This is a genomic window from Pseudomonas sp. E141 (assembly GCF_052659885.1).
This window is the reverse complement of record NZ_CP084024.1, coordinates 2,132,961-2,150,592: the sequence shown is the minus strand read 5'-3', so window position 1 is coordinate 2,150,592 and position 17,632 is coordinate 2,132,961. Positions and strand designations below refer to the sequence as shown.

The 17,632-nt window shown below is 63.2% G+C and carries 5 protein-coding genes; all 5 read right to left on the bottom strand.

The window, feature by feature from the left end:
• Entirely contained in the window at positions 1-426 is a 426-nt protein-coding gene (locus GKKCFE_RS09725; protein ID WP_092455456.1) for an ExbD/TolR family protein, read from the bottom strand.
• A gap of 11 nt (positions 427-437) precedes the next feature.
• Entirely contained in the window at positions 438-2,273 is a 1,836-nt protein-coding gene (locus GKKCFE_RS09720) for a DUF2341 domain-containing protein (RefSeq protein WP_445577787.1), read from the bottom strand.
• 17 nt (positions 2,274-2,290) lie between these two features.
• Positions 2,291-3,850: a ShlB/FhaC/HecB family hemolysin secretion/activation protein gene (locus GKKCFE_RS09715; protein WP_373685085.1), complete on the bottom strand. Its 1,560-nt coding sequence runs from the start codon at positions 3,848-3,850 to the stop codon at positions 2,291-2,293.
• A 71-nt stretch (positions 3,851-3,921) separates the two neighbouring features.
• On the bottom strand, positions 3,922-4,524 hold the full coding sequence (locus GKKCFE_RS09710) for a transposase (RefSeq protein ID WP_047228943.1): 603 nt from the start codon (positions 4,522-4,524) through the stop codon (positions 3,922-3,924).
• A gap of 367 nt (positions 4,525-4,891) precedes the next feature.
• On the bottom strand, positions 4,892-17,527 hold the full coding sequence (locus GKKCFE_RS09705) for a filamentous haemagglutinin family protein (protein ID WP_445577786.1): 12,636 nt from the start codon (positions 17,525-17,527) through the stop codon (positions 4,892-4,894).
• Positions 17,528-17,632: the final 105 nt, after the last annotated feature.

Genomic DNA, 17,632 nt, shown 5'->3' with positions numbered 1-17,632 from the left:
TCAGCCCTGGCTCGGTTTGCCGGTCACGAGACCGACCTGTGACAATTCCAGGCGCCGCAACAGATCCAGCACTTCGATGACTTTCTGGTACTGCACCGTGGCGTCGCCGCGCACGATCACCGGAAAGTCCGGGCTCTGGGCCTTTTCGATACGCAGACGCTCCTCCAGCTCGCCCAGGGTCACCGGATAGGCATCAAGGAACACCTGCCCGCCGTCATTCACCGAAATGGCCTTGGTCTTGGCTTCGGACAGCGACACCGAGGCGCTGGCCTTGGGCAGGTTGATCTGAATACCCGACACCTGTGCCGTAGCGGTGAGGATGAACATCACCAACACCACCATGAGCACGTCCACCAACGGAGTGACGTTGATGCTGTCCACCGCGGCGTCATCGTCGTCATCGTGTGAAGCGTTTACGCTAGCCATGACTGCGCTCCTCAGGCCGGTACGGGCGATTGAACGTGATGGTCACGGCGATGCGCCGCTTCACCGGACTGACCTTCGCCGTGCATCTCCGCCAGGCGCGTGATGAACTCGTCGACGAACACCCGCATGTCGGCACTGACTTCCTTGTTGCGGGTGATCAGCCGGTTGTAGCCAAACAGCGCAGGGATCGCGACGAACAAGCCCATGGCAGTGGCGAGCAAGGCCGCGGCCATGCCCGGGGCAATGGCGTTGATGTTCACGTCACCGGCCATGGCCGTGCCGAGGAACACCACCATGATCCCCAGCACCGTGCCGAGCAGGCCGATGTACGGCCCGCCGGCGATGGCGTTGGAGAGGGTCGAGAGTTTCGAGCTCAGTTGCTGGTTTTCCCGGGTGCGCACACCGTCCATGGAGCAGCGGATCGCTTCGATGGTGGCGGCCGACACCGACGAGGTATCGGCGCCCTGCTCGCGACGGGTGCGGATCTCCTTGACCGCCACCAGGTACAAGCGCCACAGGGACGAATGTTGCAGGCGCTGGGCGAGGTCTTGGTCGTCGGCGAACATTTCCAGGCGCGTGCCGATCGTGGCGAACTGCTCACGGAAGGCTTCGTTGGCGGCACTGAGGCGGCTGACCATGCGGTTCTTGCGGATCATGATGACCCACGACTGGAACATCATCAGCACCAGCACCGCGATGATCACCCAGGCGTCCAGCGGCACGGCGTTGAGCAGGAAACCCAGGCTGCCGAAACCGAAGCCGGACTGCTCTTCATCGACCCCGTAGGCCACCAGTTTTGATTCGGCGCCCTGGGCATTGGCATCAGCCAACAGCAGCGGCGCCGCACGGGCGACCTTGGACAGCCGCACCTCGTCCATGGCCCCGCTGAACGGCACGAAAGTCCCGGTGGGAAGATCAGTTGAAGGGTCGGAGGCAAGCCCCGTAGAAAGATCGGCCCCCAGGGCGATCGGCGAATTGAACGCCGGCATTGCCACCGCCAGGCTCGCGGTTTCACGACCGTTGACGTACAGCACAACCCGGTCGCCCGAGGCGGTCAACGCCAGGTGTTGCCATTGACCGGGGTTCAACGGTTGAGTCGAGACAGCACGCTGACCGTCAATGTCCAGGAATGGCACACCCTGGTTCACCCCCACCAACAGGCTGGCGGCGGCCTCACGGCGGGCCAGGATCACCTGCTCACCGCTGGCCTGATCCTGGCGCAGCCAGGCGCTGAATGTGAACGCCGCGCCGGCGCTGTGCTGCAATGAAGGGCTGGCCGGCAACAGCAGCGGCTGACCGTTGAATTGCAAGGCACGACCGATCACGCCATCGATGCTGGTGCCAGCGGCACCCTGGGCATTGTTGCCATACGCCGTGGCGTCCCGGGGCGGTACACCGGCGGCGCCGTCGAAGTGGTAAAGGGCGGTGTAATCCGGGTCGAAGGTCAACTGACCGCTGCCGGTGGCCGGCGCCTTCTGGTTGCCGTAGTACATCCACAGATCCTGACGCTGGCCACCCTCCACGCTCGGTACATCGATCCAGATCAAGGCCATCCCCATCAACGGGTCGAAGCTTTCGATCTGGTGATTGAGCACGGTCTTGTCATCGGCACTGACAAAGCGCAGGTCCGAGCCATCATCCTTGACACCGTCGAAGGTGAAATTGCCGGTGTGCAGGCGTACCAGCAATGCGGTGCGGCCCAGGGCCTGGCTGATCGCCGCGCCTTGGGGCGTGGTGTCCACGGAAATCTGTTTGCGGTAGTGCCAGTCGTCCTGCCACCAAGCATTGGCCGTGGCTGGAAGCACCAGCCCCAGGCAGATAAACAGGGATAACAATAAGCGTTGCATGGACATGACTCCTAGGTTCAAAACGTCGCTTGCAGGTTGAAATGCAGGCGCGATTCCTGTTTCGAGGTGTTCGGCCCTTCGAGCAGCGGGTAGCCCCAATCGAGGCTGCCGGACAGCCATTTGCTCAGGCTCGCGCGAGTGCCGAGGCCGACACTGGCCAGGCTGTAATCCGCGTCCTGATCGGGCAGTTCGTCGCGCAAGTACAACTGCGCGCCTTCGGCGAAGGCGTAGAACCGCCACTCCTGGACATAACTGCCGAGGAACTTGGCAATGGAAGGTGTACGCAACTCCTGGGACAGCAGGTAGCCGTCATCCCCGGTACGCTCGGCGGCCAGATAACCGCGAACCGATGTCGCGCCACCGGCAGAGAATTGTTCGTTGGAAACCAGCGGCCCGGACGCCAGCTGGAACGCGGCTTTGGACGCAGTCTGCCAGTCGTTGGCGAAGGTGAAGGTGTAATTGCCGTCTCCCTTGAGCACGGCAAAACTGGGGCTGGCACGGTAGCGCTTGTAGTCGAAGTCTTCGTCGGAACTGCCGTAGCCCAACAGGCTGCGGGTGCCCGCCACCAGGCTCAGGCCAAGGCCCAACTGGCTGTTTTCGCTGTAGCGAAAGCCGTTGTAGGCGAAGGTGAACGGCGCGTACTTGAGCGGCACTTTGTCGCTGGCGCCGCCCAGATTCAGCTCTTCCTCAAAGTCTTTGAAATCCACGCCAACGGAAAACGTATTGGCCCAAGCGGCGCTGGACGCCAAGGTGTAGATCGCCGAGACACCGTACGAATGGCCCCTGCCCAAGACGTTGCTGCCGCCGATGGTCGCCACGTTGCTGTCGGACTGGTAGCCGGAGAACTGCACACTCCAGTGCTCGTCCAGCGGTGCGGTATAGGAGCCCGACCAGACCTTGGCGTTTTCGGTGTCCTGGGGCGCGGTGAAGAAGGTCAGCGAGAGGCTGTGACCCAATTGCCAAAGGTTGTTGTAGCCCAGGCTGGCGACGCTGCGCAGCTTCTCGGTGTCGGCGCTGTAATCGTTATTGAGCCCCAGGCTGGCTTGCCACGGGTTCTGATCCTCGACCTGCAAGTCCACATCCATGGTGCCGGGCCGCTGGCCCTCGCGTACCAACGGCATGACCTGGCGCCCCGGGGTCTTGTTCAACTGCGCCAACTCGGTCTGGACCTGGGCGAAATCGGGCACCTCGCCTTCCTTGAGCGCTGGCACGTCCTCGCGGATCTCCACGGGCGAATAATGCTTGGCACCCACCACACGGACTCGGCCGACCTTGGTCTCGCTGACCTGCAGGTAGACGATGCCGTCTTCGACTTTCTGCTCCGGCAACTCGACGAACACCGATTGATAACCGCGCGCCTGATAGGCCTTCTGCAGCGCCTCCCGGGCCCCCTCGATATCGCTCAAGGCCTTTTGCGGGCCGAGGAACGGGTACACCGCCTCCTCGATGGCCCGGGCATCGAGCACGGTGTTGCCACGCACGAAATACTCGTTCACGTCCACCAGGCGGGCCGGGGCCGATTCGGCCTCCTGCTGCGCTTGCGCGGCGAACGCCGACGGCCCCCCGACCGTCAACACCAACCAGCCCCACAGCGCTGGCCGCGATTTGAAGAAATGCTCCACACCACCCCCTGAATTCAAAGTACCGCTCAATTGCTTGCAGTCGATGTCGTGGCGTGCCGCGCCAGCCAGGTGTGCAACAGCGCGAAATTCAAGGAGAACTCCGGCATTTGCAGCAAGGCACCGCAGAACACTTCACCGATTATTTTCTGGATGAGCCTCACCGCCCGCGCATCGCCCAGCAGCGTGGCGAGGTCTTTGCTCAAAACGTCGAAGCGCCAGACCTTCTGGTTCAGGTCCAGGCCGACGAACCAACGGAACAGCAGGTTGTAATTGAGTTGTTCGTAGAGTTGCTGCTCGCTGGGCACCGAATAGAGCAGTTGCAGTAAAAGGATGTGCATGACGGTCTGCGGTGCGATCAGCATCTCGGCGCTTGCGGTGAGGCCTTGCAGCACGTCGCGGTGGTCGTCCAGCAGGTCGTCGATTTGCGGACGCAGCAACACCAGTGAATGGCCTTGCGGGATGTAGCTGGACACTTCCTTGAGTGCGCCCTGCCAGTCATCCTGGGAAACGATCCAGACCCACGGTGCGCCGTAGCGATACACCGAGACCGGCTGCTTGCGCGCCGCCTCGACGATCTTCGACAACCGCTGGTCAAGCTCCTGCATGCCCACTTTCGAATAACGTTCCATAGTTCCCATCGCCTCACTCCCGGCTGCCTGCCCCGGTTCCAAACGACCTTGCAGGTCCCCTCGAACACGTCACACAGGCTTGACGGGAATGGCGATGTGCTACCGAACTTTTGTCATGAAAGCTTCATTTGGATGGACGTCGATGGGAACTTGAGCGCGGGTCCCGTGGCGAGGGAGCTTGCTTCCGCTGGGCTGCGCAGCGGCCCCAAAAAGGCTGCTGGGGAGTATCTGACACACCGCGGTGATTGGCTTGGGGCTGCTGCGCAGCCCAGCGGGAGCAAGCTCCCTCGCCACGGGTACTGGGTGTCCAGCAACCCTGTGGGAGCGAGCCTGCTCGCGATGCCGGCGACTCGGTGCCAGCCGATCGCTACAAGCTCAACCGCCCCCGCTCTTCCTCGGTCAAGCGCTGCCGGGTCTGTTCATCCAGGGGGCCGGCGCCCAGCACTTGCACCGGGCTGGCCGGGTCGTAGGCCCGTGGCGCGTCGCGGCTGGCACCGTCGCGGGACGGGGCCAGTTGCTCGGAGCCGAAGCTCACCACCTGCACGGTGAACACCGACGCCTGGTTTTGTCGCGCCGCGTTCTGCTGCTGGCGCGCCACGTCTTCCGCCGCTTGTGTCGCCGAGGACGCCGCCGAACTGGCCGAGGTGATGGCCCCGGTGTTAACCGTGGCCGCCAGTGGCACACCGGAGGATTTGCCCTGGGTCTGGATGTTGGCCGCGTTCACCACGGTCAATGCCGCGATGTTGACGTTGCCCGACACCCGGATCCCCGCCTCGCCCGCATCGATGGTGCCCAATGGCGCGATCAGGTCGATGTCGCCCGGCGCCACTTCGGCAATCGGGTTGAGCGTGGCGATACCGGCGCCGGTGCTCGGCACCGACGGCGACAGGGTCACGTTGCCCCAGGTGTCGTACAAGCGCTTGGGCGGTGTGTAGACCACGGTGGTCTTCGAACCGCGACCGGCGTTGATGTCGCCCTGGGCCGACCAGCCGAGAATCGAACCGCCAAAGGTGGTCATGATCCGGCTCTGCCCTAGCAGAATGCTGTTCTGCGCATACAACTGGATATCGCCCTCGCCCTGGGTAATGACCCCGGCGGTGGACGGTGGTGCGTTGCCTTCGATGCCGAACGTCTGCCCGCCGCCCGGCGTGAGCATCTGGATGCTGCCGCCAAAATCGGTGTGCACCCCCGCCCCGCCGAACATCGTGATATCGCCCTTGTAGGTGATCGCGTTACCCGCCACATCCTTGCTTGGGAACAACAAGTCGATAGCCTCCCGCCCGCGCAGGTAGCTGCCCTGGCGCACGCCGCCCACTTCGTTGTACTCACGACCACCGGCCTTGAGCTCGGCGAAGTACACGTCGCGGGCAAACACCCGCTGCTGCTCGGCCGGTAGCGCCGCGAAGTAGCTGCGGGCCTGCTCGGTGTCGCCGCTGAAGCCAAAGCGTTTCTCCAGCCAGTCCACCAGTTCCGCCTCGTAGGTCTTGGCAACTTTACCGTCCTGATTTGCCAAGGGCACACCGGCCAAAGCCTGGTTCGCCGGGTCCAGGTACGCCTTGACGAAGCGTTCGTAATCCGCCCCGTTGAGGCCCGCGCCGGCTTGCAGCACCAGGCTCGCGCCGGGGCGCGAATCCCCCGGCACCACAGCGCCGATACTGTTGATGCTGACCTTGTCGTCCATCAGCAGATTGCGCCCGGCGGTGATCTCCAGCAGGCCGGGGCCGGCGACGTTGAAGTTACTGTAAAGGATGTCGCGACCGGCCGAGACAATGGAGATGTCGGTGGGGTTGTTGTGGATGAAGAGGTTGCCGTTGCTGGTGTAATTACCCGTGTTGGGGTCGTTGGGGTTCGCATTCAGAGACCCGCCCAGCGGTATCCCGCTGCTGACAATGTCCCGCCCAGCCATCATCCGTACAGGGCCGGCGCCTTCGTATGCGATTCGCCCCGGCCATCTGCCTGTGGAGGCTGAGGTCATCGACCGTCCAGTGGCGACTGCCAGCAAGTCACCTTCAAGCGCATAGAAGCGAGCAGGGTCGACATTGAGGGCCCATTCGCTGGAAGCGCTGCTGGTGTCAAAGGCAAACAGCGGCAATATGTTCGCACTAGGGCGAGCGGGGTTGCCATCGGCTGAGAGATTGCTGGCCTTTATGACGAAACCATCGACGATACCGACAAAGGCTGGTCGCAGCGGCGTGGCCAGGGCCGCAGACGAAGCACCGGAACGGCTGACCGACATATCGCCACCGTAGATAGAATCACCGGCCATGAATTGCAACTCACTGTTGATGCCGGGAGCAAGCAACAGGGCTGGACGATTGTCGCCTTTATAGCCTGTGTCATACAGTTGCGAGGACTTCCCGTAATAAAGACTGCCACTGGCTGCCACAGCTCTCAGGATGGACGGATAGACGACCGCCAGATCCGTTGCGGTACTGAAGGTAAAAGGCGTCAGGTTACCTCCCGACGACCACAAGTCGACCGCAGTATTGGCCGTCCACAGCGTGAACCAACTCAGGCCCGATCCATTGGTGTTACCGTCCTTGAAGCGTGAGGCACTCATCATCGGCGCCCGACCCGGGTCGGCGACCTCCGTCACCACAAGGTCGCCTGAAGTCGTCAGATCGAAGGTAGCATCGCCCGGCATGAGGGTCAGGCCGCCGGTCGCAAACCCTCGTGTGGATTTGAAGGAGTCGTAGGCCCGCGTTTCTCCAGGGGACTGTACTGAGGCCGCGTTGCCGTATTGAAGGTCGATTCGACCGATGGCACCGCTGTCGATCTGCGCGTGGCCTCGCAGGTTGATGACCGCACCGTTCAGATGCCCGTCGGCGAACACGCTATCGGGATTCAACGCCCCACCCACACGCAAATTGAGATCGCCACCGCCGGTCAATTGCAGGCTGCCATCAGCGCCCACACGTCCGGTGCTGCCGACCGCCAGCAGCAGCCCCTGGCTACGAGCGTTGATGTTTGAATTGAAGTCGCTACCGGCGAGTCGGTTCAACACGCCCGCGTCACCCTTCACCTGTACATCCAGATCACCGCCGCCCAAGGTCCCGAATCCGGTGAAAGCGGCCATTTGATCAGCGCCACCCGACACCGTCGACGCGGTATAGCTACCGAAGTTGATCCACCAAGCGGTCGGCTGGCTGTTCGCTGAATCACCATTGCCCTGGCGCCAAAGCCAATTGCCCACAGTGGCCGAATCCTGGCCCATGTCGGTAGGGTTCGGTCGCCCGTTAGAGTTGACAGGCGCGGTCAGATTACCACTGAGGTCACCGCCGACCTTAAGCAACAGGTTACCGCCCGCGTCCGGATACCAGGCGCGATAGAGACTTTCAGTGCCGCCATCGACCAGCCTTTCATTGTTGCCATCCTCGTCGTTGAGCACCGTGTCGTTGCCGCCCAAGGCCTTGGGCTGGTTGTAGGGATCGCCTGGGAACGTCGGCGCCGACGAGGTGCCGGCGGTATAGATCCCGAACAACGAATCCATGCGCAGGCTGCCACCGCTCAGCAGTTCCAGGTCGCCGGTGCCGGTACGGAGGACACTTGGACGGACACTGCCGGCAACCGGATTGTATTCCCCGTCAGCGGGTGTACAAATTTCCGGTACTGCGTCGCAAAACGACTGGACTGAATCGAATTTGAAAAATTGCGCCGCGGCCTGGCTGATCAGCTCACCGGCCTTGACCTCGAAGCCTGAATTTGCCAGCTGTTCCTCTGCTGACTTGGTCCATTTGTAAGAAGCCTGGAGCGTGCAATTGCCACCAAAATCAGCACAAAAAGCTTCGGCCGATTCGTAACCGAAAATATCGCGAAAGATGGTTTCGTCGACAGGCTGGCCCAGTTCGACCGTGATCCCGTTGTTCAACATGTCCTCTACGCCCGCCTCGGTCCATATGAGGCTGCCCTTTCCGGGTACGAGCACACCGAACATGCCGTAGTGGCTGTCGGCGAGACGCAAGTCGCCATGGACCGGTTCAGGCTGGACGATCCGGCTGTCCGCAGCCGTCGTGTCGGCCCCGGCCACCAATCTCAACGACCAGGATTGAGAACCCTCGGCGAGCATGGGGGCGATGGCCCACATGCGGCCATCGCTGCCCGCAATCTCTGGACGCAACTGCACCGATTCGACGCCATCCGGTAACTTCACGTCGGTGCCGGACGGAAGCAGCGAACCGCGGTTCAAGACCAGGCTGCCTTCGAGCTTGAGGATATTGGTCTGCGCATTGCCCGCGTTTGCCACGTTCGGCAGCGCAACGCCCTTGGGCCAGGTGAAGCCACGCAGTGCGGTGGCGCCGCTCAACACGCTGCCGGCACCCAACTGCGAGCCAGCCTGCAGGGTCTGGGCCTGGCTCAGCAAGGTACCTGCGGCAAACAACAGGTTGCCGGACGCATCGTGCACCGCAGCTGCCAACACCATGCCGGCCGGCAGTTGCAACGGTTGGTCAAGGACTGCGGCCACTGGCAGTCGAGTACCCGCCGCCAGGGTCACGCCCTTGATCGGCAAGTCGTAGTTCAAGGTGGTTCCCGCCGGGAACGCCGTGCCGTCGGCCAGGGTCACGCCGGCACCGGGCACAACGATGTCGCCACCGGTGAAGTCGATGCCAGGCAGCAGCACCCAGCCTTTGTCGTCTTGGATAGGGGGCGGTGGAGCAAATCCGTCGTTGATGCTGCCGTAGATGCTCAGGTCGCCACCGGCGCGCAGGGTCAGCGCACCGGCCTCGCCGGAACCGTACACGTCGGTTTTCTGCGTGTGCGGGTTCACACTGGCGTAGCGATAACCGGACAAGTCCAAGTCGCCCTGCACCACCAGATCACCGTCGGCGGTGGCGCTGACGATCTCCACACCGGGCCGCAGGTGAAAGGCATCGGCATAACGAGCGTTATTGAGCCCGGCGAGCTTGCGTTGCATCAGGTCGCTGTTGTTCAGCGCCGCCTTGATGAAGGCAGTGCTGTCCCTATCTTTGCCATCCAGGTACGCCTGGTCGATCACCTGATAAGGACGACCGCTGGCCGCCGGATCGCTGCCAAAGGTTGCATCGTTGTACTGCCACATACCGTTGACCGCGATGGACCGGGCGCCCTGGATATCCAGACCACCGCGTGCATCAATGGCAATGTCGCCCTGGGTCGGATCCGAGCCGGCACGGCGTGCATTGAGTTCCAACGTGCCACGGACACGACCGTCGTGCTGCCCGGCAGGCGCCGCAGTGCCATGGCGCAAATCGATGCGAGCACCGTCGGCCAGCGTCAGCACACCGGCGCGGGAAGTCAGGTCGACGATGGCGCGGTTCGGTGAGTCGATGATCTTGCCGTGACTGTCCACGCGAAGACGGTTACCGTGAGCGTCAAGCACCGCATTACTGCCCAGGGTCAGGGAACGCCCGGCCGCGAGCCGGATGCTGCCGACCCGCTCACCACTAGCGTCCACCTTACCGTTGACCAACAGGCTGCCATTGTCCAAGGAAACGCTAATGGACGAGGCTTTGAGTTCATTGCCGATCACCAGGTCGCCTTGCTTGAGCTGGAAGCTGCGAGAGCCGAATACCTGCCCGTCGTTCAACCGTTGGTTCAACGCCGCGAACTGTTCACTGAGGTTGCCGCTGCCGCCCAGGCGCTGGGCCTGAATCTCCACGCCGCCGGCCAGGTACGGCATGGCGGTGCCACCGGCGTCATATTCGCCTGTGCTGCTGCCGAGAATCCGCCCCTGCAAATCAACGATCCCGGCCGCCTCGTCCAGAGCCACCGCACTGAGCCGACCGGCCTGGTTGTTGCGGGCCGAGAGGTCGATGCTTGAACCATCAGCCTGGCGGATGTTGCCGTTGCGGCTTTGCAGGATCACCTCGCCTCCGGCGCTGTAGCGTGTCACATCGTTGAAGGTGACGGTGCGGCCCGCCACGTCGATCAGTGCCCCATCGGCCAGGGTCAGGTCATCCGTTGCGCTCAGGGTCAGCTTGCCGCTGGGCAGCATCACCGCGCTGGCAAGGTTTAGGCTCGCGCCTTTGATGGACAACTCGCCCCCAAGCCCGGAGACAGTGCCCGGCTTAGCGCTTGTACCCGCTACGTTGACCGCGCCGCCTGCGGTGATGCGGTTGACCGAGCCGGCTTCACCGGTCAGCAACGGGGTGAGGATATTCAGGTTGCCGCCGCTGTAGGCGTAGCCCGTTTTCGCGTCATAGGCGCCCTGGCGTTGATACACCGCCAGGCTGCCTTTGTGGTTGGCGGTCAGGCGTTCGCTGGCGCTAAGGTTGACGTTGGCGAAGCCCAGTGCAAGACGGTCCAGGGTAGTGATCGAGCTCGGTTGGGCGAAATCGCCATAGCCGAATTCGATGCGCTGAGCCTGGATGTCCAGGCGACCGGCACCGGTGCCGGCCCCACCGGCAATCACCGAACCCGGCGCGCCAACGGCGCCGTTCCAGATCAGGTTGGCGGTGCGGATGGTCGCCACGTCGTTGACGCTGCCGGCGCCATAAATGGCCGGGGTGCTGAGCATCAGGTTATTCAGGCGCGACTTGCCTGTTGTCGGGTCATAGGTGTCCAGGCTGACGGTGCCGTAGAAATTCAGCGCCTGACTGGCCGACAGTTCGAGGGTTTCCAGGGCCGGAGCACCGTATTCGGTGTCCCCGCGCAACAGGCGATCGAGCACGGTCTGGCTCAGGGTCAGACCGGCTGGCAGGACCTGGCGCGTCGCCGCGTTGCTCAGGGCCTGGGCGGTACCGACGTTGATGTTACTCAGGGCCAGGGTCAGGTGACGGGTGCCGTAACGCACCTGGTCGCCCAACTCCAGGCTGCTGCCGGAGGCAGCAACGATGCTGCCTTCGGAGTGGATCCGGGTCACGCCGCTGCACGGCGTCAGGCTACATCCGCCAATGTTGACCGTGCCGCTGGTGCCTGACACAGGGGCCAATACATTGAGCAAGCCATTGGAGGCGGCCAGCAAGCTGTAGTTTTGGAACGTCACATTGAGGTTATAGATAAAACCATCACGGGCATCATAAGCGGCCTTGCCCCGTCCAATGGTGTTGATGGCGGCGCCTTGTTCCACCAAGAGCTCGCCGCCGTCGGCCAGGAGGAATACCTCAGGCGCCGACAGGGTCGCACCTTCACGCAGCGCGACACTGCGGGACACGCGTTGCGGCGTGATGTAGTTACCGCCCTGGCCATAGAGCACTGAAAACTGGCCGCCGATCACTTGACGTGAGGCATTTAGAGCATTGAGGCTTTCGGCATTGAGGGTCACACCTTCGAAGCCAGCCGTAGCCCCCCGTCCTTCGGCAACCACTTCGAGCGCAGTGCCATTGCTGGCAACCACCGCGACGGTGCCGCCGAACCCCCCGGTCTGAGGCGCGAACTTGCCGATCCCCTTGAAAGAGAAGGCCTGATCTGCGGCGCCCTTGGCCAGGTTCAACTTCAACGTCTTGGCATCTACCGGCAACAAAGCCCTGGGAACGCCCAAACGCGCGGCGTCGGCCACGGCGAACTGGGCGTAGCTGGTTTCGTTGTATTGCGAGTAGCGACGCAGCACATCGCCCGAGGTCAGGATGACTTGGCTGGACAAACTGTTGCGCTGCCCGGTATTGGCCACCGACAGCACGCCGGCAGTGGTCCAGGAACCGTTGCGCATCTGTTGCGCGCCCGTTGTGACACCTTGCCCCGCCAAGCCATTGACCTCGACTCGGAACGCCCCCGGCAACAAGGCGTAGGTGGATGGCATCAGGGTGTAGGTGCCGGCAACCAGCCCGGGCACACCGGCACCGATGGTGATCTGCTGACCTACCCTCGGATCGACCGCGCCACCTTCGGCGGCGACCGGCGCGTATTGGCTCTGATTGCCCGGCACGATGGCGTAGACCGGGTTGCTGGACAGGCCCGGCAAGGTGAAACCGCCATTGGCGCCGATTTGTACCAGCGGGTTGAAACGCGCATCGGTGGAACCGCCGCGGCCGGAGATGAAACCAGCGCCGAGCAATTCACCGCCACCCGAAAGGTCGAGCACCGAGCCTTCCTGGCCCTCCACAGACTTGCCGCCGAGAATCACGCCGATGTTGAGGTCGCCGTTGTTGGAGGGCACCGCTCCTTGCCCTAGCAACACAACCTTCTTTCCAGCGTACTGATAGCTCTGCCCATCGACAGTGCCACCATAAGGCAGCACCAACCCCAGGCCGCTGACCGAGGTCAGGCTGCCCGGCAACAAGTCTACTCGAGCCGATACACCCGCCAAGCTGTTGTTTGTACCGATTTCAAGCAACCCCAAAGGTGCACGGACAACACCACCTTGTTCGATCTTGGCGCTACCCAGTTGCAAGCGACCGAACACCGAATAAGGCACTTGAGGTGCTACCTGTGTGGTGCGTCCGATGACCAGGCTACGCGCCGGATCATAGAGAATCATGCCGCTACCGGGTTCAGTGCCCCAGCCATATCCTGCCAATATCCGTGCGCCGACCCCGGTCGCGGGATACAACTGCGCCGCTTGCAAGATCATGTCCGAAGGGGTCAGCAATTGGGTAGTGAAGCCTTCAGGCATACCGCCGCCAGAGAACCCGGCCAGGAATCGTAAATCACCCCGACTGCTTAGCTGGACCCGGTCGAAACCGGCGCGCTCCAGCTCGACGGTAGTACCGTCGGCCTGCCTCAGCGTGCCTTTGCCGCTAAATATCACACTGCCCTGTACATCCAGCAGGTCTGCGTTAACGGAAAACACTGTCTTGTTTGCCAACAGCGACACACCGCCGCCCTCGACTGCGGGCCGAGTATACCCGTCCATATTCGGTCGCGCGGCCGCAGGCCCGGACAGCAGCACATGGGAGGCATTGAGTTGGACCCGGGTATTGGCTGGCGCATTTGCACTCGGCCCAAAGCTGCGGGCATACAGACTCAGGCTTTGGCCGAGAGACAGTGACACGTCGCCATCGGCGCTCAACAGGCCATTGCTCAACAAGGCAAGGCTGTGGAAGCCGCCCGACTGCACCTGATCCACGCCTAAGCGACCGTGACCGTAGACCAGTGAATCCGCCGAGGTTTCGGCTGAGTCGCCCAGTAGGGTCGCCTGGGCGTTTTGCCCCAGCACCAGCTCACGCACTTGCAAGACCCGATCACTGACCGCATCGTTGCGGTAATAGGGCGTTTCCAGGGCTACTGACAAACTGCCGCCTGCCGCCCCTGCGCCACCCGAACGAGCGCTGAAGTCGCCGTCCAGGTACAAACCATTGGCCGATGCCAGGGAAATACTGCCTCCATTACTCGCCACCGACGTGCGTCCCTGGCCGGGGATATCCAGCACCGCCTGGCTGCCATCCGCTTGCAGACGTGCGCCGTCACGCACCACCACAAACAGTTCGGATGCGGAAGCAGAACCTTTCGCGGCATCGATCTGGCCGCCGATGACAATCTGGCCGCCGTCGCGCACCAGGCCGTAGGTCTGGCCGCGCATATCCTGGGCAGTCACGGCGCGACTGGAGACGTCGATCAGCGCCTGTTCGCCGAGCCAAATGGAACGACCGTGGCCCTGGGCATTGACCCCTTCGCCGTCCGCACCAGTGACGCTCAACTCGGTGAGACTGACCCGCCCACCCCACGCATTAAGGGTGCCGTTGGCAGTCAGTTGACCAATGCTGCGCACATCGATGCCCTGCCCCGGATCGACGCTGATCACGCTACCCTTGCCCAGATTCAACACCGTGCTCGCCATGTCGGCGGCGCTGGAGTTCGCGGTACCGGCAGTGAGGCTCAGGCTCGCGCCGCGACGCTGGGTGAGGACGCCTTTGATCGCATCTTCCTGGTACAGCTGCGGCGTCCAGCGCTGCAAAGCGTCCGCCGGCTCTGCGCCACTGCCCGTACTCAACGCCTGCTCGCCGAAACGGTACACCGGCATCGTCACATCGACCCGGGTCCCGTCGGCCACCGTCAGGCCTTCGTTGCCGGTGATGTCATAGGCCGAGAAGCCCTTGTCGAAGAAATCGCCGCCCAGTTGCAGGGTGCCGGGCTCGAGGGGCGCGCTGCTGTTGCCGATCAGCACTTTATTGGCCGCCAGCTTCAAGGTCCCGCCACCGCTCACCCCGGTGCCGCGCAGTTCACCGTCCAGGTTCAAGTCACCGCTGCTTGACGACGTATTGATAGCCGCCGTCAGGGTCAGGTCCCCGCCCTTAGCGCCGCGGGTCTTGCCATCGGCCATGACCGCGGCGCCGGAGCTGACGTCGATCAGGCTGCCCTGGCGTACATCGATATTGTCGCTGCGCACGACCACGGCACCGCCGTTGATAAACGGCAGGTTCTGACGGTCGTTGCCGTCAAGCAACAGATTGCTCCAGCGGCCAGCGGCGTTCAACGTCACGCCCTCGCCCAATGTGACCTCGGCACGCTGACCGGTGGCAGGCGAAAGCACGACATCGCCCATCTGGAAATTATCGGTTCTGATCTGTTTAAGCACGTTACCCAAGGCAATGCGACCGCTGCGGGCCGTCAGGTTGGCGTTCACTTCCACCTTCGGCGCATAAAGCGTGATGTCGCCGCCGTCGGCCATCTTGAGCGCACCATCGACCTTGATGCCGTCAAGCGCCGCCACCTTGACCGCACCGAGCTGGAACCCATTGATCAGTTCGTTATCCAGCACCAGCTTGCCTTGCCGATCAGTGCCAACCACCGAGGTCAGGTCCAGCCCCGCAGCAATTTTCTCGGTCACCTTGCCGACGGTGACCTGATCAAGCGTGGGGTTCAAGGCGCTGTTGATCACACCGCTGGTCTTGTCATAGATCGGCGTGTAGCTGCCCACCCACAATTGCGCCCGTCGGGCCACGGCGTTTTGCGATTGCTGGTAGCCGTCGAGATTGAGATTGGGGGCCTGGGTCTGGCGTTCGCCCTGGTAGACCTCACCAACGATCTGGCCTTCCAGCACCGCGTTGCGGGTCGACACCACCAGCTTGCCGGCATCGCGGCCAACGGTGTAGCCGGCTTCGAAGCGCTCGCGCGGGGCGATCAACGGGTTGTAGTAGTAATCAGTCTGGCCCCAACGCTGGCTGTGGTCTTCGTAGCCCTTGTAAATCCCGGTGTAGAGGATGTCCCCCGGCGCCTTGGACAAGTCATACAAACGCCCATTGGGGCCCTTGAGCCAGGACTGGCGCAAGTAGCCGCTCTGCACATCCAGGGTGCCGCCAGACAGGTTCAGTTGCGCCGTCTGCTGAGTCACCACGTCGTTGCCGGTGAACGTCAGGGTGCCACCTTGAGCAGCCCATTCACCGGCGCTGTGGCCTCGGGTCCCCAAATAACCGCCGACTTCCAACAGCCCACCCGCCGTGTACCAGCGATCAGTGGCATAACCGTTGGTGCCCGCCGGCACGTAGATCAAATCACGCACGTCCACCCAGACATCGTTGTTGGTCAGCTTGCCGCCCCCGCGGTTGACCGGTGCGTCACGCTGTTCGTTGCCCTGCACGTTGACCTTGATGGAATTGGATTCCATTGCCACCTTGACGCCGATGGCGCCGGACACGTCGATCACCGCACCATCGCGCACCAGACTGCGACCGGCGGCGCTGACCGCGACCTGACCGCCGGTGGCCAGGGTGATGGAGCCGTTCTGGAAGTCGACGCTGCCGCCACTGACGATCTCGACCCGCGACTGGTCGGTGCGGTCGACCACACTGCTGAGGTTGTTGAACCGACCGGTGATCAGGTTGTTCGGCGTACCGTCCAGGCCGGCGGGTCCGGCATCGCGCTGGCTGTCCAGGGCGCTGCCGCCCGCGGCGTCAAGCAGCACCGCCGTGGCACTGCCCTGTCCCAGGGTGACGCTGCCGGTGCTGTCGCTGAAGGCGTTGAGCAGGTGCACGGTGCCGCGGGTGTCCACCGAACTGCTGGCCACGGCCACGCCGTTCTGCTGCACATTGTGCCCGGTAAGGGTGATGTCGCCGGTGCTGGCCTGGATCAGGCCGCTGTTGATCACCGTGCCGGCGCTGCTGCCCGGCTTGAGGGACGTCGCGACCTCGTTGCCACGGGTGGTGGAACGCGGGTTGCCGCTGGTGCCCTGACCCCGGCGAATATAAAAACTGTCGCCCGCTGCCAGGGTGGTCTGGCCCTTGGCGGTGATGATGGAACCGGCGTTCTCCACTTCGCTACCCAGCAGCAAGGCATAGCCGCCCCCGGCGGTGGAGGTGGCGGCGCGGTGGGTCTCGATCCGCGCACCGCGCTGCACTTCGATCTTGCCGGCGGCGTCAGTGAAGGTCGGCTGGGTGCCAGTGGCATCGACGTACAAGCCGCGCTTGTCGAATTGCTCATCGCTGATGTTGGCCGCCACCGCCGCCAGGTTACGCACGTTGACCTGGCTGCTGCCGCTGAAAATGATGCCGTTGCGGTTGACCAGCATAACCGTGCCATTGCCCTTGATCTGGCCCTGGATCTGGCTCGGTCGCGCCTGGGGATCGTTGACCCGGTTGAGCACGGCCCAGTCCGACTGCTGCTGGAAATCCACCGTGGTGTTGCGGCCGACGTTGAAGGTTTCCCAGTTGAGAATCGCCTTGTCGGCGGTCTGCTCGATCTTCACCGTGGTCTTGCCACCGGCCTGGGTCTGCTGCGGTCCCTTGGCGTTGAGCCAGCCCTGGGTCAGGCTGTTATCGACCTTGAGCCCGCCCTCGCCCAAACCGTCGGGCACGGTCTGCACCTGCCCGAACGCGGCTTGCCGCCCCGCGGCCTGGGCCGCCTGCTGGGCCGCGATGGCGGCCACAGTATTGTTGAGGTTGGTCAACGAACGCTGCAACTGCGCATTGGCCCGTTGCTGTTGCGCTAAGGGTGGCGGCATGCCTGGCTGCGCCGTCGCGGGCCGCCCCGCGCCACCGGCCTGAGACGCGCCCTTGGCGGCAAACCAGGCCGAACTGAACGCCGTCGCCGCGTGGGCATTGCCGGCAACCATCAGCAGGGCAATGGCCTGGGCCAGCGGCTTGAGCCGCAACATCGACAACTCGCCATCGCGACGTGGAGCATTCAGGTTCGTCTGGGGTTTGCTGCGCAGCATCCTACTCATCCTTTCGGTTTGCTCTAAGGGGCACAACGCAGTGCTATCAAGCTGCCAGCGTTGGTTATAGGGGTTAGGCGGTTACAGCCGCTCGGGACCGAACGG